The organism is Corynebacterium sp. HMSC055D05 (assembly GCF_001810365.1).
GTDB lineage: Bacteria > Actinomycetota > Actinomycetes > Mycobacteriales > Mycobacteriaceae > Corynebacterium > Corynebacterium coyleae.
Map to the genome: position 1 here is coordinate 1 of NZ_KV801041.1, position 18,427 is coordinate 18,427.

An 18,427-nucleotide genomic window follows, 5' to 3' on the forward strand; every position below is an offset into this window, starting at 1 on the left:
CGCTGACTGGGATTAAGTTACACACACCCAAACATAAACACAAACCCGCAGGTTACTGCGGGTAAATGCCTAGTCGTTAACACGTTCTACATGACCCCCAAGCCTGTTGAGGTTCTCAACAAACTCCGGGTAGCCGCGGTCGATGTGGTGCACATCGTGAACTGTGGTGACGCCGTCTGCCACAAGACCAGCCAAAACTAGACCGGCACCTGCACGGATGTCCGAAGACCACACGTCGGTTGATGACAGGCTTTCCACGCCTCGGATCATTACGTGATGGCCGTCGACGTTGGCGTCGGCACCAAGGCGCATCATTTCGTCGACAAAGCGGAAGCGTGCTTCGAAGACATTCTCAGTAATGACGGAAACGCCGTCTGCCACTGCAGACAGGGCGATCGCCATCGGCTGGAGGTCAGTTGGGAAGCCCGGGAACGGCAGCGTCTGATAGTCGACGGCTTTCGGGCGTTGACGCATTTGCACGCGGAAGCCGTTGTCGTAGGTCTCCACCTCGGCACCCGAGAGCTTCAACTTCGCCAATGCGAGGTGCAGGTGACCAGGCGCGACGCCGGTAACGGTGACATCACCCTGCGTCATGGCCGCGGCATATGCCCACGTGCCAGCGACGATGCGATCGCCGATCACCGTCCGTTCAGTGGGGTGTAGTTTCTCCACACCGTCGACGGTGATGCAGGATGTGCCGGCGCCAGTGATATTCGCGCCCATTGCGTTGAGCATGTCGCAAAGATCGACGATCTCGGGTTCACGGGCGGCGTTATCCAGGGTCGTACAACCTTCCGCAAGCACTGCTGCCGTGACAATGTTTTCGGTAGCGCCGACCGACGGGAAGTCGAGCTCGATTGCGGCGCCGCGGAGCTTCTCAGCACGTGCAACAACCGCGCCGTGTTCGATATGGGTCGTCGCACCGAGCTTTTCCAACCCTGATTGATGCATGTCCAGAGGGCGCGAACCGATGGCGTCGCCCCCTGGGAGCGCAACGTACGCCTCAGTACACCTTGCGACGAGAGGCCCCAGCACCGCCACAGAAGCGCGGAACTGTCGGACCGCGTCAAAGTCGGCATGTGGGGACAGTTCAGCGGGTGTTGTGATGCGTACGACATCGCCTTCAATCTCCACTTCACAACCAAGGCCGACGAGGACGTCGCCCATGAGCGGGACGTCGAGAATCTCAGGGCAGTTGCGAAGTGTCGTCGTGCCCTCGGTCAGCAGCGCTGCTGCCATAAGTTTGAGGACACTGTTTTTCGCACCCCCGACGTGCACTAGGCCTTCGAGTCGCGTTCCACCTGTGACCAAAAAACGTTCTTTCACGTCCACAACAGTACCGAACTCTGCGGGGCGCTCCAGAACGTCAAGGGTTAGGGAAGCGCGCCAATACGGCGTGCCGCGTTCACCGCTTCATAGCGGGTGTGAGCACCAAGCTTGCGCATCACGCTTCGCAGGTAGGACTTCACCGTCTCCGCACCGATCCCCATCTCTTCGGCCGCTTCAACGTTGGTGTGACCCAGCGCCACACAGGACAGCACGTCAAGCTCGCGGGCGGAGAGCTTCGTGGTCTGCTTCACGCGCACTGGGGAAACCAGCTGCTCGCAAAGCTGCTCAAGTTCCTTGCGCAGGTCTTCGTCGTCGACACGGTTGGTCAACATGCGCAGCTTCGAGTGGGTGGAGCGCACCTGCTCCCATTCGGCACCGCTCATCTGACGGCCGCCCTTGGCGCCTGCACGGTCGCCAGCCCCGTCGCCTGAGCGCAGGGCTGCATTGACTGCCAGTTCTTGCTCGAGGCAACGCGCAGTCATCGTGACTTCCTCAATGACCTTTTCGCCGAGGCGAACCGGCGAGTGAACACCGACGTAGAGGACGCCACGTACCTCACGGTTAACAATGACGGGCACAGCCACGATCGAGTGCAGTCCTTCGTCCTGGATCTGCTTGTCGTACTCGTGGGAAATCGTGTTTGCACGTGTGTAGTCGGAAACACCCGCGGCGCGGCGAGTGTTCACCACACGACCACCGACACCGGTGCCGGCATCGAGGGTGAGGTTCTGCAGCGCAGGGGTTCGCAGTCCGATCCACTGGGTGATCTGCAGTCGGTTTTCCGCAATGAGGGTTCCGTACATGGCAACGGGGATGCCCGTTGTGGTTTTCAAAGCGGTGAGTGCCGCACGGATCGCATCGTCGTCGTCTTTGATGCGCTGCGCGTCCATCGTCATACCTGTTTGCCTTCCACGAACCGGGGTCACCCGTTTGGGCTCACCCGGAGTTGAACTTGGCCGAAAATCTTCACCATCATAACGCGCGAACGGGGGTAGCAAAATTTAGCCCCGCCGATATGGAGCCACAGGAAAGTCGAGCCCAATCGGGCAAGTCGCAAATTTTCCCCTCCCCCGTACCTATCTGTCTATTCGCAACATACCACCCTGTCTGGCGGGGCGTGTATGCTGTCGAGCAGCAATTCCAACAACCAAAGTTTTACAAGGAGCATCATGGCGAAGATTGCAAAGAACGTCCTCGACCTCATCGGCGGCACCCCGCTCGTGGAGCTGCAGGGCATCACCGAGAACTCGAAGGCTCGAGTTCTTGCGAAGCTCGAGTTTTACAACCCTGCGAACTCGGTCAAGGACCGCATCGGCAAGGCAATCGTCGAGGCTGCCGAGGCCTCCGGCGAGCTCAAGCCTGGCGGCACCATCGTCGAGGCAACCTCCGGCAACACCGGTATCGCACTCGCTCTCGCGGGTGCAGCGAAGGGCTACAAGGTCATCCTGACCATGCCGGAGACGATGTCCACCGAGCGTCGCGTGCTGCTGCGCGCGTACGGCGCGGAGATCGTGCTTACCCCGGGTGCCGCTGGCATGAAGGGTGCTGTGGAGAAGGCGAACGAGCTCGTCGAGAAGAACGAGGGCGCTATCCTGGCCCGTCAGTTTGAGAACGAAGCAAACCCGAAGATCCACTACGCCACCACCGGTCCGGAGATCTGGAACGACACTGACGGCGAGGTTGACTTCATCGTCGCTGGCGTTGGTACCGGTGGCACGATTTCGGGCGCTGGCAAGTACCTCAAGGAGCAGAAGGCTGATGTGAAGGCCGTCGCGGTTGAGCCGGCTGCTTCCCCGCTGCTGTCCAAGGGCGAGGCTGGCCCGCACAAGATCCAGGGCCTCGGCGCAAACTTTGTACCGGGCACGCTGGACCGCACGGTTGTCGACGAGATCATCGCTGTCAGCAACGAGGATGCCGTGTCTACTTCTCGCGAACTGGCTGTCAAGGATGCGATCCTCGGCGGCATCTCTGCCGGCGCGAACGTGAAGGCCGCTCTCGAGCTGGCTGCTCGTGAAGAGAACGCGGGCAAGACCATCGTTGTGATCATCCCGGACTTCGGCGAGCGCTATGTCTCCACGATCCTCTACGAGGACATTCGCGACTAATCTGCTTATCGACGACTCCCCTCCCCGCCACCACACCATCGCTGGCAGGGAGGGGAATTTTTATTGTCGGCCCAAATGAACAGGTTGGTACACTGCACGCCATGCTTTCTATGGCCAAATCTGTGGTGTCGACCATCCGCGAAGATCTAGCCAACGCCCGCGATCATGATCCTGCGGCGCGAGGCGATGTTGAGAACGCTGTTGTCTATTCCGGGTTGCATGCCATTTGGATGCACCGTGTCTGCCACGTCATGTGGAAGCGCGGCTGGAAGGGCGCGGCACGTATTTTGGCGCAGGCCAATCGTTTCCTTACCGGTATTGAGATTCACCCGGGCGCGACGATTGGGCGCAAGTTTTTCATCGATCACGGTATGGGGATCGTGATTGGGGAGACCGCGGAGATCGGTGACAACGTCATGCTCTACCACGGCGTGACGTTGGGTGGTCAGGTGCTTACGCAAACGAAGCGTCACCCGACGGTGTGCGACAACGTCACTATTGGCGCTGGCGCGAAGGTGCTCGGCCCCGTGGTTATCGGTGAGGGTTCCGCTGTCGGCGCGAATGCGGTTGTGACGAAGGATGTGCCGCCCCATTCGATTGCCGTGGGGATTCCGGCGAAGATTCGCCCCCGGAAGACGGATGAGCGGGCGCGTTTGGTGGACCCGGACTGCTACGTCAACAAGGGCGACTACATCATTTAGTCTTCGGCCGCGACGAGGTCGGCGTATTCGGGGTTGCTTTCGATGTAGCGCTCAACCGCCGGGCAGGTGGGGGTAACCAGCATGCCGTCGGCGCGGGCGTCGTCGAGCGCGTATTTCATCAGAGGCTTGGACAGGCCTTGTCCGCGGAACTTCGGATCCACCACGGTGTGTGGCAGGTCCCGGACACCGTCTTGGTCAGTGTAGGTGGCGTAGCCCGCGACCTCGTCGCCGACGAGGATTTCGTACTGGCCTTCTGCCTCGTTCTTGCGCACAGTGTTTTCAGGTGTTGCAGACATGGGCCCGACTATAGCGCGAAACGCCCCTTCCGCATTATTGCGAAAGAGGCGTTTCTGATGTGGCCAGAGCCAGGATCGAACTGGCGACCCCACACTTTTCAGGCGTGTGCTCTACCAACTGAGCTATCTGGCCAGAACCTTACGGTTCTGCGACCCTGACGGGACTTGAACCCGCGACCTCCGCCGTGACAGGGCGGCGCGCTAACCAACTGCGCCACAGGGCCAATATGTTGTTATTTCGCACTCACTTCAGTGTGTTCACACTGTCGCTTGCACGAGTTGATACATTACACAGACCTCACCATGGCAGACAAATCGCCTGCTCAATCACTATTTCAGGGCGTTGCTTTGCGACGATTGCGTGCACGGCATCGTCGCAAGGCAAAACGCCCCGAGGAAAACCTCGGGGCGTTATGGCGACCCTGACGGGACTTGAACCCGCGACCTCCGCCGTGACAGGGCGGCGCGCTAACCAACTGCGCCACAGGGCCGTACCCCCAACGGGATTCGAACCCGTGTTGCCGCCGTGAAAGGGCGGAGTCCTAGGCCTCTAGACGATGGGGGCGCTGAAAAGACAGCCCGCTCATCATAAGCTAGGTACGCCATTTCCTCCAAATAGCCTGCTAGCCCGGCAAAATGAGCAGACTGAATGCCATCACAATCATGCCGACAATCATCCCGTAAATTGCGGTGTGGTGTTTGCCGGTTTGGATTGCTGTGGGCAGCAGTTTGTCCAGGCTGACGAAGACCATGATGCCGGCGATTGCAGCGAAAGTGATACCGAGCGACTGTGGCCCCAGGAACGGCTGGAGAAGCAAATACCCCACGATGGCACCCAACGGCTCCGCTAGGCCCGACAGGGTGGCCCACCAGGCGGCTTTGCGGCGGGATCCGGTGGCCTCCCGCAGAGGAACCGCGACCGCGATGCCTTCCGGGATGTTGTGGATCGCAATCGCCACCGCGAGAGGGATAGCAAGGGCTGGATCCGCGAGCGCTACGGCAAACGTGGCAAACCCTTCCGGGAAGTTGTGGATGGCAATGGCAACGGCACTGAGGACACCCACGTTGCGTAACTGTGCTTTACTGACCCCACTTTCCGAGGGTTCTTCGTGGGGGTTGATCTCTTCGGGCACGAGGCGGTCGATAAGCGCGATCAGCCCGATTCCCGCGAAGAAGGCGACGGTGCCCCAGAGTTCCGCACGAGGGCTGCCTGCTTCAGCGAGCCCCTCGATTCCTTGAGGCAGCAGCTCGACAAACGAGATGTAGACCATCACACCGGCCGAGAACCCAAGCGCCCCAGCGAGAAAACCCGCGCAGGTTAGCTGGTTCCACCTTGTGGCACTCGCAAACCCATCAACCCGGCACAGAAGGGGGCCCAAGAACGCGAAAAGCCCCGGCGTTAGCCGGGGCTCACGGTGGGCCCTGTGGGGATCGAACCCACGACCTGCGGATTAAAAGTCCGTAGCTCTACCAACTGAGCTAAAGGCCCGCGGGGGCTAAGTGTAGCCCCCATGTGCGCGCGTGCGGTAATCGCCCTGCACGCGCGCCGGAAGGAGGTTTTAGTTCTCCTTCAGCATGGTGCCAGTCTCCTGGATGCGGGTGTGGAAGTCGAAGGCGTGGCGCAGGTCGTGCGGGGTTGCCTGGTACTTGCACTTCGCGGCGAGCTCGACGTACTCCTCCAGCAGCGGACGGTACTGCGGGTGGGCGATGGAGATCATCTTTGCCACACGATCACGCGGGGCGAGGCCACGCAGGTCGGCGACACCGTACTCGGTGATGAAGACCATGGCGTCGTGCTCGGTGTGGTCGACGTGGGAAACCATCGGCACGATTGCGGAGATGGCGCCATCCTTGGCCACGGACGGGGAGATGAACGAGGAAATGTAGGCGTTGCGGGTGAAGTCGCCAGAGCCGCCCAGGGCGTTCATCAGGCGGGAGCCGTTGATGTGGGTGGAGTTGGCGTTGCCGTAGATGTCCGCCTCGATCATGCCGTTGGAGGCGATCAGGCCGGTGCGGCGGATGACCTCCGGGTGGTTGGAGATGGACTGCGGGCGCAGGATGATGGACTCGCGGTAGCGGGATGCTTCGTTGTTCATCTTCTCTGCGTACTCGGGCGACAGGGAGAAGGAGGTTGCGGAGGCGACGGTCATCTTGCCGGCGTCAATCAGGTCGACCATGCCGTCCTGGATGACCTCGGTGTAGGCCTGGATGTTCTCAAACTTGGAGTCCATCAGGCCTGCCATCACGGCGTTCGGGACGTTGCCCACGCCGGACTGCATGACGTAGCCGTCGTAGGTGAGGCGGCCGGCCTTGACTTCGTTCTCCAGGAAGTCGAGGAAGTTGCCTGCGATCTGCTCGGAGACCTCGTCCGGTGCCTTGAACGGTGCATTGCGGTCAGCGTCGTTGGTCTCGATGACTGCGACGACCTTCTCCGGGTCGATCTCGATGTAGGTCTTGCCGATGCGGTCGCCGGCCTTGGTGATCGGGATCGGGATACGGTTCGGCAGCGGCGGCACGAGCCAGATGTCGTGCATGCCCTCGAGCTCCTCGGACTGCCAGGAGTTGACCTCGATGATGATCTTCTTGGCTGCGTTGAGGAACTCCACGGAGTTACCAACAGAGGAAGACGGGACGATGTTGCCCTCTTCGGTGATGCGCACTGCCTCGACGATGGCGAGGTCAACGTCACCGAAGAAGCCCTGCTCGACCATCATGCCGGAGTGGGACAGGTGAATGTCCTGGAACTTCATCTCGCCAGCGTTGATCTTGTTACGCATGGTCGGGTCAGACTGGTACGGCATGCGGTAACGCAGCGCGCCTGCCTCAGCGAGAACGCCGTCGCACTCCGGTGCCGTGGAGGCGCCGGTGTACAAGTCGATGGAGAAGTCCTGCCCCTTCGCATGGGCGGCCTTTGCCTTCTCTGCAATTGCGGCCGGCATGGCCTTCGGGTAGCCCGCACCGGTGAAGCCGGAAGTACCAACCTTGTCGCCGTGGTTGACAAACTGGACGGCCTCTTCGGCGGTCATGACCTTGTCACGCAACTTGGCGGAAGCAATACGATCGCTCATGTGATCTCCCTCAATCCTGTTAAATCCGTTCAGGTAACACCCCCACCATATTGTGACCCATCACTCATTGCCATGAGGGTGTGTGGTCTCGTCGCAAAGCAAATGCTTATCGACGCCCAAATCACCCCCGAACGGGCGTAGCAACCACGATTGGACGGGGCGACAACGGGCGTGAACAATAGGCAGAACTATGACTACCGCAGCCCCCGCCTTAACTATCGGCGGCATCGATCTGAACTCCCCCGTCATCCTCGCGCCGATGGCCGGGGTGACCAACATGCCGTTTCGTGTGCTGTGCCGGGAGATCGAGGAGGAACTCACCGGCACGTCCTCGGGGCTGTACGTCTGCGAAATGATCACGGCGCGTGCGATGGTGGCTCGCAACGAGAAGACGATGCACATGACCACCTTCGCGGATGTGGAAACGCCACGGTCGATGCAGCTGTACACGGTGGACCCCAAGTTCACGTATGAAGCCGTGCGGATGATCGTCGAGGAAGATATCGCCGATCACGTGGATATGAACTTCGGCTGCCCAGTGCCGAAGGTCACGCGCAAGGGCGGAGGCTGTGCGATCCCATACAAGCGGCGTCTGTACGGCAACATCGTCAGCGCCGCGGTGCGCGCTGCGGAAGGCTCCGGCATTCCAATTACGGTGAAGTTCCGCATCGGCATTGACGCAGACCACCACACGCACCTGGATGCCGGACGCATTGCTGCCGAATCGGGTGCCGCCGCCGTTGCCTTGCACGCCCGCACTGGTGCGGAGCGTTACTCGGGCGCGGCGCACTGGGACGAAATCGGCCGCCTTGTGGAGCACATGGACGGTACCGGCGTGCCGGTGATCGGCAACGGCGACATCTTCGCCGCCGACGATGCGGCGAAAATGATGGAGCAAACCGGCTGCCACGGCGTGGAGGTCGGCCGCGGCTGCCTTGGGCGCCCGTGGCTGTTCGCGCAACTGGGCGCGCAGTTGCGCGGCGAGGAGATCCCGCCGGAGCCGACCCTGGGCAAGGTAGCCAGCATCATCTACCGCCACGCAGAGCTGTTGGCAGAGCACGACGGTGAGCACCACGCGTGCCGCGACATCCGCAAGCACACCGGCTGGTACATGCGTGGTTTCCCGGTAGGCGGGGAATTCCGCAAGTCGCTTGCCCAAGTGACGTCTCTTGCGGAGTTGAAGGAGCGCCTCGCCCCCATCGCGGATTCTGAGGAGATGGCAGAACACGCAGACGACGCGCGTGGCCGTCAGGGTTCTGCCGGCAAGATTGCCCTGCCGGAGGGGTGGCTGGATGATCCGGAGGACGACACCGTGCCGGAAGGTGCAGAAATTGAGAATAACGGTGGTTAACTGCGAGCGCGTAGCATGAAGCGCATGCTGAGAGCCGCCTACCGAGAGACTCTGGAGGCCTTTAACCAGGACCTCATGACCATGTGCGACACGGTGCGCACCATCATGGGGCACGCGTCGAAGGGCCTTCTTGAGCAGTCGCTTGATGACGCCGAAACGGCCCTGACCCTGATCGACGAACTCAAAGAAATCGGCGAACGGTGTGAGGAGCGAAGCATGCGCTTGCTCGCTCTGCAGAACCCTGTGGCGACTGACCTGCGTCAGGTGCTGGCTGCGATCCACCTAGTGGAATATTTCGAACGCATGGGTTCGCTCGCCCGCAACATTGCAGTCCTGGTGCGCCAGCGCCACCCCGCGTCGGTGTATCCGCCACCGCTGCACGGCTACGTCGAGGAAATGACCCGGTTGGTGGCTGCGATGGGTGCCACCACCCGAGCATTGTTGGATGATCCGGATCCGGATGTGGCAGTTGAGCTGCACACTATCGACGAGGGCGTCGACGACATGCGCGCGTTCTTAAGCACGTTGGTCTCCGACCGGGAGTGGGAATACTCCACTCGCGAGGCCGTAGACCTGTCGATGATTTCGCGCTACTACGAGCGCTACGCGGACCGCTGCGTAGATATTGCCGGCCAGATGGTGTTTCTGGTCACCGGCCTGAGGCCTGAGGCGTACTTGCGCCAGCGGGACGAACCTGATTACGAGAATCTGGAGAAGTTCGCCACCATCGAGCGCAAGTTCCGCAAGCCTTAGCCGAAGCGGCCGGAGATGTAGTCTTCGGTTTCCTTCTGCTCTGGGTTTTCGAAGATGGTGGTGGTGTCGTTGAACTCCACCAGGTGGCCCGGGCGGCCGGTGGCCTCGAGCGAGAAGAACGCGGTTTTGTCGGACACGCGCGCTGCCTGCTGCATGTTGTGGGTCACGATGACAATCGTGTACTGATCCTTCAGTTCGTGGATCAGGTCCTCCACTGCAAGGGTGGAAATCGGGTCGAGGGCGGAGCACGGCTCGTCCATAAGCAGCACCTCTGGGCGCACGGCGATCGCACGGGCGATGCACAGGCGCTGCTGCTGGCCACCTGAAAGGCCGCCGCCCGGCTTGTCCAGGCGGTCCTTTACCTCGTCCCACAGGTTCGCACCGCGAAGGGACTGCTCAGCTACTTCCTTGAGCTTCTTCTTGTCCTTCTCCCCCGCCAGGCGCAGGCCCGCGACGACGTTGTCCTCGATGGACATTGTTGGGAAGGGGTTTGCCTTCTGGAACACCATGCCGATGGTGTTGCGCACGGCGACCGGGTCGACGTTCTTGCCGTAGATGTCGTGGCCGTCGAGAAGAATCTGGCCTTTGACGGAAGCGCCGGGGATGACTTCGTGCATGCGGTTGATCGTGCGCAGCACGGTGGACTTACCGCAGCCGGACGGGCCGATGAATGCGGTGACCGACTTGGCGGGGATTTCCATGTTGACGTTCTGCACGGCGTGGAAGTCGCCGTAGTAGATGTTGACGTCGTTGAGTTCGAGCTTGGTGGACATCTGTGAGTTCTCCTGACGGGGACGCGGGCGGGATGGTTACTTCTTGACCGAGAAGCGCTTTGCGATGAAGCGTGCGAGCAAATTCAACGTGACAACGAGGATGACCAGCGTCAGTGCTGCGCCCCAGAGTCGGTCGTTGGCCGGGCCGGTGGCGCCGGACTTCCACATGTCCAGCATGTACAGCGGCAGCGAGGACTGCGGCTTGTCAAACATGTCGAACCAGTTAATTGCGGGGGTGGAGCCGACGAGGATCAGCACCGGTGCGGACTCACCCATGACGCGGGCGATTGCCAGCATGATGCCGGTGACAATGCCCGACAGGGCGGTCGGCAGCACGATGCGCATGATGGTCTTCCACTTCGGCACACCGAGTGCGTAGGAGGCTTCGCGCAGGTCCATCGGCACGACGCGCAACATCTCTTCGGTATTGCGCACGACGACCGGCACCATGAGCAGGATCAGCGCGAGCGAAACGGCGAAGCCGGAGCGCTGCTGGCCCAGGATGGTGATCCACAGGGCGTAGACGAACAGTGCTGCAACAATCGACGGCACACCGGAAAGGATGTCCACCATGAAGGTGGTGAGCCTGCCCAGGCGGTTTCCGTTGGAGTATTCAACCAGGTAGATCGCGGTGAACACGCCGATCGGGATGGAGATCAGCGACGCGATCAGAGTTTGCATGAGCGTACCGATGATCGCGTGCAGCGCACCGCCGCCCTCCTTGGACGCGCGGACACCGACCATGTCGGAGGTCCACCACGCCGGATCCACGATGACGTGCCAGCCGCGGGACACCACGGTAAACAGCAGCCACAGCAGCGGGACGAGGGCGAGGAACATGCAGAACCACATGAGTCCACCCATGATGGAGTTTGTGGTTTTGCGGCTCGAGGCGATGTCGATGAATGGGTTTTCGGGGCGGGCTGTCTCAGCCGGTTTGGATACTGCAGTAGACATGTTTCGCTCCGCTCCTTATTTCTTGTTGACGATCGCACGCGCGATCGAGTTGACGACGAAGGTCAGCAGGAACAGCACCAGGCCTGCTGCGATGTAGGCGCCGGCGGACACCGGGTTGTTGAACTCGGCAGCGGCGTTGGCGATGGCGGTTGCGAAGGTGGTGCCGCCGTCGAAAAGCGAACCGCGGAAATCGTTCGCCGGTGCGACCGCCATGTACAGCGCCATGGTCTCGCCCAGCGCACGGCCAAGGCCGAGCATGGAGCCGGCGATGAAGCCGGACAGACCGAACGGGATGACGGTCATACGGATGACCTCCCAGCGCGTTGCGCCGAGGGCAAGTGCGGACTCGATCTGTCCCGGAGGGGTCTGGACGAAGATTTCGCGGGCGGTTGCGGCGATGATCGGCAGGATCATGATGGCAAGCACGATGCCACCGGTCATGACGTTGCGGGCTGTGGAGAACGGCGGGGAGTTTTGGTAGGTGGCGAACAGGAAGAAGTCGCCGCCCCAGCTGTTGACCCACTCGTAGAACTTGCCCAGCTTCGGGCCGAGCACCTGTGCGCCCCACAGGCCGTAAACGATCGACGGCACGGCGGCGAGCATGTCCACCAGGGTGCCCAGCGGGCGCACGAGGCGCTGCGGGCAGTAGTTGGACAAGAACAGTGCAACACCGAGGGCGACCGGCATCGCGATAATCAGCGCGATGATCGAGATGGTCACCGTGGAGAAGAACAGGTTCGGAATACCGAACTGCATCGCGTCCAGGTCTGCGGTCTGCCACGGGCCACCGTAGGTGAAGAAGCCGAGCACGCCGCCGTCGTTACGCATCAGCGGTGGCAGCGCCTGCGCGAGCAGGAAGATACCAATGGCAGCAACGAGGACGGTGATCAGCGTTGCAGATGCTGTGGAGAAGATTTCGAAGAACCGGTCTCCGGGGCGCTTCACGCGTCCGGAGTTCCGTGCGGTGCGTTCCGCTACCGCAACGTCATTGTCAGCCATGTGCTCGGATCCTTGAGATAAATGGAGAGAAACAGGGGTGGTCTACAGCAATCAACCCCCGATGTCACTGTGTTCAGTCGGGGGTCGTTCGCTAGTTGGCCTTACTGGATGGCGTTGATCGCCTCGCGCAGACGCTCAGCGTGTGCGCCGGTGACCGGGATGAAGCCCTCAGCCTCGAGCTCTGCATCCTGGTGGTCGAGGGCGATGTTGAGGAAGTCCTTGACCATCTTGGAGGTTGCCTCGTCGTAGCCCGCAGAGCAGACGATCTCGTAGGTGGTCAGCACCAGCGGGTAAGCGCCGGCGGTGTCGGTGGCGAACAGGGCGTCGGCGTCGACGACCATGTTGTGACCCTCAGTCTTAAAGGTCAGGTTGTCCAGGGTCTTCGCCACGGACTCGTTGGTCAGCTCGACCGGGCCGTTGCCGAAGTCGATGTTGGCCTTCTTGTCAGCGAAGCCAGCCTCGACGTAGGTGATGGAACCGTCGGTAGCGGAGACTTCCTGTGCCACACCGGAGGAGCCGTTGGCGCCGGTGCCCACTGCGTTCGGGAACGCCTTGCCGGAGGACTCCCACTTGCCGTCGGATGCGGCTGCGAGGAACTTCTGGAAGTTGTCGGAGGTGCCGGACTCGTCGGAGCGGTAGAAGACGTTGATCGGGGTGTCCGGCAGTTCAACGCCCGGGTTAGCCTCTGCGATCTTCGGGTCGTTCCAGGTCTTGATGACGCCCTGGAAGATCTCGACGATGTTGTCCACGGTGAGGTTGAGCTCGTCGACACCCTCGAGGTTGTAGGCGATAGCAACCGGGCCGATGACGAACGGCAGGTGCCATGCCTCGTTGCCGCCACAGCGCTGTGCAGCAGCCTCAACCTGGTCGTCCTTCAGCGGCGAGTCAGAACCTGCGAAGACAGCCTGGTTGGCGATGAAGTTCTTCTGGCCAGCGCCCGAGCCGGACGGGGTGTAGGCGATGGAAGCGCCCGGAACCTCTGCGGAGTAGACGGAGGCGAAGTAGTCGATGGCGTTCTGCTGGGAGGATGCGCCCTCAGCGAGGATGTCACCCTGCTGGCCGTAGAGCTCGTAGTCGCCCTTTTCGGCCGTTGCGGTGGATTCCGCTTCGGTACCTGCTGCACCTTCGGTGTCGTCGGAGCCGCCGCAAGCGACGAGGGTGGCGGAGGAGGCTGCTACGACGCCGATGACTGCGGCGGTGCGCTTGAAGTTACGAATCACGGGGAACCTTTCAGGTATTTAACTGTTCGGTCCGGAACACCAGGCAGATGTCCGATCACTTACGACACAAAACCTAGACAGCGCCGGTTAATCCCTGGTTGCTGATTGGGTGAACTATTGGTGAACTCGTAAAATCCTGGCTAACACCGCAGGTCAGTCGCTATTTTTTGGAGGTCGGTTTGTAAACCACGTGGCGCTCGCGAGTATCGAAGCCGAGCTGGCGGTATCGCTTTACCGCCGGCTCGTTGTCGCCTTCGACATAGAGGATGACCTGCGAGGATCCGCACTCCGCGAGGTAGTTCAGTCCGGCCTGAATCAGCGGTCCCCCCATTCCCTCCCCCCGGTGCTTCGAGGAGAGGCCGACGACATAGATTTCGCCGGTGCCATCTGGGTGTCGTTTGGTCCAGTGGAAGCCCGCAATCTCATCGCCGGCGACGAGGAACCACACGCCGTCGGCGTCGAACCAGTCGGTGTCCATCGCCCGGTGCAGCTGCGCGATGTCCCAGCCGCCTTGTTCGGGGTGCCAGGAGAACGCGTCGTTGTTGACCTCGAGCCATTGCTTATCGACGACCTCACGCCCCCACCGCGACACCAACTCCGGGTACTGCACGAGCTCGTAGCCCTCGCGCACTTCCGCCTTCATGTCAGCATCCAGCGCAGTCCCCATGACCAGCAGTTCTCGCACTGGCTCCATCCCGAGGTCGCGTGCCATCGCCTGTGCTGCAGGCAGGTCACCATGGGCCCAGAAGCCAGCGTCGGTGTTGCGCTCCAGCACAGCCTGAACCAGGGCACAGCCGTAGCCGTGGCGGCGGTGTTCAGGATGGACGGCCAGTTCGGTGGAGCCGTCTTCAGCGATGCCGGCAACCGCAACGGTCTTATCGCCGGTTTTGGCGATGAGGTGGGTGTGGTTGAGGGTGTCGTCGAAAAGCCCGCGCTCGAACGCTTCGGAGAACGCGGCGACGCCGTCCTCGGATTGGGCGGCATCCAGAATGGGGCGGACGAGGGTTTCCGGCAGGGTGGCGCTTACGATGTCGACAGTCATGTCTTAGAGGGTACGTCGGAGGGCGGAAACGATGCGGGCACGTGTGAAAGCGGCGGTCGCCGTAGCGGCGGCGCTGGCTGTGCTGGCTGGCGCTGACACGGTCGTAGCCGCGAACGTGGAACGCACCGTCGCCCAGCCCGGCTTCCAGGCGTCCGTGGGTGGTTTCCCGTACACGGCGTCGCTGCTCACCGGCAACGTCGCACGTGTGAGCGTGGAACACCTCGATGCCGCCGTCGATGGGCCAGGCGTAGCGACGACCGGCGTAGACGTGTTCGACCTCGCCCTCGACAACCCACGCGACGCGCTTTCGGGCGAGTTCGAATCGGGCACCGCACGCCTTGTGCGCCGCCGGGTGCGCCTCGACGGCGTCGGGTTCGGCACCCTGCTCGGCATCACGGACCTGGACATCGCGAACCCATACGACATCTCCCCCGCAGGCGGGGCCGCAAGCGAGGCCCGGCTCACCGGCACGGTTCCCGGTACAGAAGACCCGGTGACGGTTGTGGTTACGCTGCGCCTGATCGACGGCATCTTCCAGATGCGCCCCAGCAAACTTATCGACGACACCTCCCCCGAAACCCAGGCCGCGTTCACCCTCGACCTAGACACCCGCACCCTGCCGTTGGACGGGCCAGCGGACCGAGTGCAGCTGCGCGGCGGTTCGATTGAGTTCTCGCGCGACCGCATCAACACCGCCTTTGCCCCGGCGGACCTCAACCCCATGGGACAAGCAGCTACCCTTGGACACCATGAGTGAAGAAAAGAACGTAGAAAACACCGAGAACACGCCGAAACCGGCCACCTTAAGCGGCAACGACGCCGTCAACCTTGCGTCCGAGCAGTCCAAGTCGACCGCGCACCGCAATATCCCGACGTTCGACTTTGAGGATTTCCCGCTCGAGGACGACACCGCAAACCTGCGCTTCGGCCCGAGCCTGCACGACGGCCTGCTCGCACTTTTGCCGCTGGTTGGCGTGTGGACCGGCTCCGGCCAGGCCAACGACAACGGCGATGAGTACGCCTTCGGCCAGCGCCTTGTTGTCTCCCACGACGGTGAGAATTACCTCCGCTTCGAGTCGCGCATGTGGCGTCTCGACGAGGACGGCAACGCCACCGGCGCCGACCAGCGCGAGGTCGGCTTCTGGCGCATCTCTCTCAAGGACGAAATCGAGGTGACCCTGACCAACTCCCGCGGTTTGGTTGAGATCATGTACGGCGCGCCTGTCAACGAGCGTGCATGGCAGCTCACCAGCGCCTCCACCATCGCAACGGAGACCGGCCCTGAGTCTCACGGTCCGGGCAAGCGCCTCTACGGCCTGATGCCGAACAACAACCTCGGCTGGGTTGACGAGCGCGCCGTCAACGGCGAGATGGTGCCGTACATGTCCGCAGAGTTGAAGCGCATCGCGGGCTAGCGCCGGTTAGCTCAGCGCCGCGGAAATCAGCTCCTTGATCTCGGCTTCATTGTCGGGAGCGGGGAGCTTTTTGCCGTCCAGGCGCTTGACCCGGGTGGCGATGCGCGTGGAGCTCACCAGCCACACCGACTCCGCCTTGAACAGTTCGTTGAGGTAGATGTCCTTCGCCTTGCACTTCCACCCCTGCTCGGCGGCGTATTCAAACAGGGCGGCTTGGGTGGTGCCGGCCAGCACGCCCGGCCCCGGTGCCGGTGTGCGCAACCGCCCGCCCTTCTTCACCATGACCACCGACGAGGTCACCCCCTCGAGCACGCGTCCGGTGTCGGGGTCGATGTAGATGACATCGTCCGCGCCTCCGGCTTTCGCCCAACGCAGCGCCGCCATCGACGCCGCATAGTTGAGCGTTTTCGCACCTTCGCGCATCCACGGCGCATCGCCCGTGACGGTGTAGCCGCGCGGGGTAGTGAGTACGGACACGCCGCGTTCGCGTTGTGCCAGGGTGTCGTCGTCAAGCGGGCGTATGGTCAGCCAAGCAGTTGCAACGCCGGTGGTTTCACGGCCGCGTGAGAGCGTCCATACGCACTTCGCTTCCACGCCTTCGGTGCCGCCGCGCTCACGGCAATAATCGGCGACCGCCTCCTCGGTGGCGCGCTCCCAGTGGGCCGCGCCCGGCTCCGGCAGATCCATCAGTTCCGCCGACCGGGCGAAGCGCTCGAGATGCTTCTCCAGGTTGAGCGGTTTGCCATCTCGAATGAGGATGCTTTCAAAGATCCCATCGCCGCGCGTGACCACCGCATCGTCCCAGAACACGTGGGGCATGTTGGTGTTTTGGCGGCGTACGGACCCGCCGTACGGTTCGACGAGGTAGATCACGGGCGCAGGCGCGAGCGGTGCAATAGACATAATGCCCCCTATGATAGGCGCCCATGGGTTACGCATCGGTTCTTTTGGCCAAGCCGGGTGCTGCGGAGCTTCCGGGCGATTCGCTTCTCGACGCCACCGGCGTCGCCTGGCACTACGGCGATCCGCTGGGGGAACAACGCAAGGCCACCAGAGATACCGTCGCCGTCGACCGCTCCAACCGCGCCGTCATTGCGGTGTCCGGCCCTGATGCGCCGGGGTTCCTCAACAACCTGCTATCGCAAAAGCTTGACGACGCCACCTCCGGGTTCACCGCCTCCGCCCTCGACCTCAACGCACAGGGGCGCATCCTGCACCACGCCGATATCGCCGTAGCCGATGGCGTGTTTTACCTGGACACCCCCTCCTACCAGGCAGAAAGCCTGCTGACCTATCTGCAGCGCATGGTGTTCTGGTCCGAGGTGACCGTGGAGCAAACCGACCTTGCTGTGGTCACGCTGCTCAGCCCCTCCCCTGCGCAGGTTGATGGCGCCGTGTTCACCCGCGTGATTGATGGCTGGGGTGGGGTATGCCGCACCGACGTCGCTATTCCCCGCGAGCAACTCAACGCGATCGCCGAACAGTTTCCACTGGCCGGTCTGATGGCGTTTACCGCCCTGCGCGTCGCCGCCGGCGAGCCAGAGCAGCGCGCCGACCTCGACGAGCGCTCCATCCCCCACGAAGCCCCCTACCTGATCAACCGCGGCGACCACATTGGCGCGGTTCACCTGGAAAAGGGGTGCTACCGCGGCCAGGAAACCGTTGCCCGAGTGGAAAACCTCGGCCGATCCCCGCGCCTGCTGGTCAAACTCCAGCTCGATGGCTCCGCCCCTGAAGAACCAGTGCCCGGTGCGAAGATCACCGCCGGCGGACGAAACGTCGGCCGACTCGGCACCGTCGTACACGATGCCGACGAAGGCCCGGTGGCTCTCGCCCTAGTGAAGCGTTCCGCGTTGGAGGTTCCCCTCGAAATCCAGGGCGCTGCAGCCTCCGTCGACCCCTCCTCGTTGCCACAAGATGAGGGTGAACGTGCGGGCCGCAAAGCTGTTGATCAGCTTCGTCGTGGCGGCATGACGCCAAAATAACCGCAGGTGGGACACCTAAGGGGCATTTTTAAGATACTCAAGCTATAGTGTCCTACAGGAAAATAACGAAGAATCATAAGAGGCCGCCCACACATGGGCCGCCCAGAACCACCTCAAGGGGGTCACGCCATGGGCCGCGGACGCGCAAAAGCCAAGCAGACCAAGGTTGCTCGCCAGCTGAAGTACAACACTCCTGAAATGGATCTCGCCTCGCTCCAACGCGAGCTTGCAGGGAAGACCCCGGGCCGCAGGTGGGATGACGACGACTCCGAGGTGGACGACCAGTACGCCGACTACGCCAACTGGGATGAGGACGACGACCGCTAGTCCACCCTTCACGTAAAAGTGCACCCCGCTCGTGCGGGGTGCTTTTGCGTTGCCTGGGGCCTTCTGCGCTTCTGCTCGACGGTCCTGGCCTGCTGTTTTCCGCTGG

At 62.1% G+C, this 18,427-nt stretch carries 19 protein-coding genes and 5 tRNA genes; 8 read left to right on the forward strand and 16 right to left on the reverse strand.

Features of this window, described 5'->3' with window-relative positions; translation table 11 throughout:
• Positions 1–69 precede the first annotated feature (69 nt).
• Positions 70–1,326 (reverse strand): UDP-N-acetylglucosamine 1-carboxyvinyltransferase, encoded by a 1,257-nt coding sequence (murA, locus tag HMPREF2734_RS02710; protein ID WP_070569059.1) that lies wholly within the window; start codon positions 1,324–1,326, stop codon positions 70–72.
• 47 nt (positions 1,327–1,373) lie between these two features.
• Positions 1,374–2,219: an acetate metabolism transcriptional regulator RamA gene (gene ramA, locus HMPREF2734_RS02715; RefSeq protein ID WP_070423049.1), complete on the reverse strand. Its 846-nt coding sequence runs from the start codon at positions 2,217–2,219 to the stop codon at positions 1,374–1,376.
• Between the two features lie 279 nt (positions 2,220–2,498).
• Between ramA and cysK the strand changes: the two genes are divergently transcribed.
• Both cysK and epsC read left to right on the forward strand, forming a co-directional pair.
• Complete coding sequence (gene cysK, locus HMPREF2734_RS02720) at positions 2,499–3,434, forward strand: cysteine synthase A (protein ID WP_070482153.1); 936 nt, start codon at positions 2,499–2,501, stop codon at positions 3,432–3,434.
• Between the two features lie 110 nt (positions 3,435–3,544).
• On the forward strand, positions 3,545–4,135 hold the full coding sequence (epsC, locus tag HMPREF2734_RS02725) for a serine O-acetyltransferase EpsC (RefSeq protein WP_070423046.1): 591 nt from the start codon (positions 3,545–3,547) through the stop codon (positions 4,133–4,135).
• On the opposite strand, the gene HMPREF2734_RS02730 is transcribed toward epsC, so the two are convergent.
• The 8 genes from HMPREF2734_RS02730 to HMPREF2734_RS02765 form a co-directional block, all read right to left on the reverse strand.
• On the reverse strand, positions 4,132–4,431 hold the full coding sequence (locus tag HMPREF2734_RS02730) for a GNAT family N-acetyltransferase (protein WP_070569045.1): 300 nt from the start codon (positions 4,429–4,431) through the stop codon (positions 4,132–4,134). The genes epsC and HMPREF2734_RS02730 overlap by 4 nt on opposite strands.
• A gap of 60 nt (positions 4,432–4,491) precedes the next feature.
• A tRNA-Phe gene (locus HMPREF2734_RS02735) sits at positions 4,492–4,564 on the reverse strand.
• 17 nt (positions 4,565–4,581) lie between these two features.
• A tRNA-Asp gene (locus tag HMPREF2734_RS02740) sits at positions 4,582–4,655 on the reverse strand.
• A gap of 190 nt (positions 4,656–4,845) precedes the next feature.
• A tRNA-Asp gene (locus HMPREF2734_RS02745) sits at positions 4,846–4,922 on the reverse strand.
• A 1-nt stretch (position 4,923) separates the two neighbouring features.
• Positions 4,924–4,996, reverse strand: a tRNA-Glu gene (locus tag HMPREF2734_RS02750).
• A 58-nt stretch (positions 4,997–5,054) separates the two neighbouring features.
• Positions 5,055–5,798: a zinc transporter ZupT gene (zupT, locus tag HMPREF2734_RS02755; RefSeq protein ID WP_070569062.1), complete on the reverse strand. Its 744-nt coding sequence runs from the start codon at positions 5,796–5,798 to the stop codon at positions 5,055–5,057.
• Between the two features lie 49 nt (positions 5,799–5,847).
• Positions 5,848–5,920 (reverse strand) — tRNA-Lys (locus tag HMPREF2734_RS02760).
• Between the two features lie 70 nt (positions 5,921–5,990).
• Positions 5,991–7,499, reverse strand: coding sequence for an acetyl-CoA hydrolase/transferase family protein (locus HMPREF2734_RS02765; protein WP_070423043.1), 1,509 nt, complete (start codon positions 7,497–7,499; stop codon positions 5,991–5,993).
• A 190-nt stretch (positions 7,500–7,689) separates the two neighbouring features.
• On the opposite strand from HMPREF2734_RS02765, the gene dusB reads away from it, so the two are divergent.
• Both dusB and HMPREF2734_RS02775 read left to right on the forward strand, forming a co-directional pair.
• Positions 7,690–8,850, forward strand: a complete 1,161-nt coding sequence (gene dusB, locus HMPREF2734_RS02770) for a tRNA dihydrouridine synthase DusB (RefSeq protein ID WP_070482155.1) — start codon at positions 7,690–7,692, stop codon at positions 8,848–8,850.
• 27 nt (positions 8,851–8,877) lie between these two features.
• Complete coding sequence (locus HMPREF2734_RS02775) at positions 8,878–9,603, forward strand: phosphate signaling complex PhoU family protein (protein ID WP_070423048.1); 726 nt, start codon at positions 8,878–8,880, stop codon at positions 9,601–9,603.
• Here HMPREF2734_RS02775 and pstB read toward each other — a convergent pair.
• From pstB to mshD, 5 genes are all read right to left on the reverse strand, one after another.
• Positions 9,600–10,376 (reverse strand): phosphate ABC transporter ATP-binding protein PstB, encoded by a 777-nt coding sequence (gene pstB, locus HMPREF2734_RS02780; RefSeq protein WP_070450732.1) that lies wholly within the window; start codon positions 10,374–10,376, stop codon positions 9,600–9,602. The two genes, HMPREF2734_RS02775 and pstB, sit on opposite strands and share 4 nt — an antisense overlap.
• 36 nt (positions 10,377–10,412) lie before the next feature.
• A complete protein-coding gene (pstA, locus tag HMPREF2734_RS02785) occupies positions 10,413–11,333 on the reverse strand; it encodes a phosphate ABC transporter permease PstA (protein ID WP_070450738.1) in 921 nt (306 codons plus the stop codon).
• A gap of 15 nt (positions 11,334–11,348) precedes the next feature.
• Complete coding sequence (pstC, locus tag HMPREF2734_RS02790) at positions 11,349–12,332, reverse strand: phosphate ABC transporter permease subunit PstC (RefSeq protein WP_083284753.1); 984 nt, start codon at positions 12,330–12,332, stop codon at positions 11,349–11,351.
• A 101-nt stretch (positions 12,333–12,433) separates the two neighbouring features.
• A complete protein-coding gene (gene pstS / locus HMPREF2734_RS02795) occupies positions 12,434–13,552 on the reverse strand; it encodes a phosphate ABC transporter substrate-binding protein PstS (protein ID WP_070569048.1) in 1,119 nt (372 codons plus the stop codon).
• Between the two features lie 160 nt (positions 13,553–13,712).
• A complete protein-coding gene (gene mshD / locus HMPREF2734_RS02800) occupies positions 13,713–14,594 on the reverse strand; it encodes a mycothiol synthase (RefSeq protein WP_070569051.1) in 882 nt (293 codons plus the stop codon).
• Positions 14,595–14,625: 31 nt separating this feature from the next.
• Here mshD and HMPREF2734_RS02805 point away from each other — a divergent pair, with 31 nt between their 5' ends.
• Together HMPREF2734_RS02805 and HMPREF2734_RS02810 are read left to right on the forward strand one after the other, a co-directional pair.
• Complete coding sequence (locus tag HMPREF2734_RS02805; protein ID WP_070569054.1) at positions 14,626–15,351, forward strand: LmeA family phospholipid-binding protein; 726 nt, start codon at positions 14,626–14,628, stop codon at positions 15,349–15,351.
• Positions 15,344–16,009, forward strand: coding sequence for a heme-binding beta-barrel domain-containing protein (locus HMPREF2734_RS02810; protein WP_070482164.1), 666 nt, complete (start codon positions 15,344–15,346; stop codon positions 16,007–16,009). Before HMPREF2734_RS02805 ends, HMPREF2734_RS02810 begins: the two co-directional genes overlap by 8 nt.
• A gap of 6 nt (positions 16,010–16,015) precedes the next feature.
• Here the strand turns inward: HMPREF2734_RS02810 and HMPREF2734_RS02815 are convergent, their stop codons facing one another.
• Positions 16,016–16,912, reverse strand: a complete 897-nt coding sequence (locus HMPREF2734_RS02815; protein WP_070423034.1) for an aminodeoxychorismate lyase — start codon at positions 16,910–16,912, stop codon at positions 16,016–16,018.
• A gap of 23 nt (positions 16,913–16,935) precedes the next feature.
• On the opposite strand from HMPREF2734_RS02815, the gene HMPREF2734_RS02820 reads away from it, so the two are divergent.
• Positions 16,936–17,994: a CAF17-like 4Fe-4S cluster assembly/insertion protein YgfZ gene (locus HMPREF2734_RS02820; RefSeq protein ID WP_070569057.1), complete on the forward strand. Its 1,059-nt coding sequence runs from the start codon at positions 16,936–16,938 to the stop codon at positions 17,992–17,994.
• Between the two features lie 129 nt (positions 17,995–18,123).
• The gene (locus HMPREF2734_RS02825) at positions 18,124–18,321 is read left to right on the forward strand and encodes a DUF3073 domain-containing protein (RefSeq protein WP_070423032.1); all 198 of its coding nucleotides are present in this window, start codon (positions 18,124–18,126) and stop codon (positions 18,319–18,321) included.
• Positions 18,322–18,427: the final 106 nt, after the last annotated feature.

Bases quoted from the DNA above. Each gene is read 5' to 3' on its own strand.
- ramA (WP_070423049.1), bottom strand. From the start codon at position 2,219: ATGGACGCGCAGCGCATCAAAGACGACGACGATGCGATCCGTGCGGCA.
- cysK (WP_070482153.1), top strand. From the start codon at position 2,499: ATGGCGAAGATTGCAAAGAACGTCCTCGACCTCATCGGCGGCACCCCG.
- epsC (WP_070423046.1), top strand. From the start codon at position 3,545: ATGGCCAAATCTGTGGTGTCGACCATCCGCGAAGATCTAGCCAACGCC.
- HMPREF2734_RS02730 (WP_070569045.1), bottom strand. From the start codon at position 4,431: ATGTCTGCAACACCTGAAAACACTGTGCGCAAGAACGAGGCAGAAGGC.
- HMPREF2734_RS02765 (WP_070423043.1), bottom strand. From the start codon at position 7,499: ATGAGCGATCGTATTGCTTCCGCCAAGTTGCGTGACAAGGTCATGACC.
- dusB (WP_070482155.1), top strand. From the start codon at position 7,690: ATGACTACCGCAGCCCCCGCCTTAACTATCGGCGGCATCGATCTGAAC.
- pstB (WP_070450732.1), bottom strand. From the start codon at position 10,376: ATGTCCACCAAGCTCGAACTCAACGACGTCAACATCTACTACGGCGAC.
- pstA (WP_070450738.1), bottom strand. From the start codon at position 11,333: ATGTCTACTGCAGTATCCAAACCGGCTGAGACAGCCCGCCCCGAAAAC.
- pstC (WP_083284753.1), bottom strand. From the start codon at position 12,332: ATGGCTGACAATGACGTTGCGGTAGCGGAACGCACCGCACGGAACTCC.
- mshD (WP_070569051.1), bottom strand. From the start codon at position 14,594: ATGACTGTCGACATCGTAAGCGCCACCCTGCCGGAAACCCTCGTCCGC.
- HMPREF2734_RS02805 (WP_070569054.1), top strand. From the start codon at position 14,626: ATGCGGGCACGTGTGAAAGCGGCGGTCGCCGTAGCGGCGGCGCTGGCT.
- HMPREF2734_RS02810 (WP_070482164.1), top strand. From the start codon at position 15,344: ATGAGTGAAGAAAAGAACGTAGAAAACACCGAGAACACGCCGAAACCG.
- HMPREF2734_RS02815 (WP_070423034.1), bottom strand. From the start codon at position 16,912: ATGTCTATTGCACCGCTCGCGCCTGCGCCCGTGATCTACCTCGTCGAA.
- HMPREF2734_RS02820 (WP_070569057.1), top strand. From the start codon at position 16,936: ATGGGTTACGCATCGGTTCTTTTGGCCAAGCCGGGTGCTGCGGAGCTT.
- HMPREF2734_RS02825 (WP_070423032.1), top strand. From the start codon at position 18,124: ATGGGCCGCGGACGCGCAAAAGCCAAGCAGACCAAGGTTGCTCGCCAG.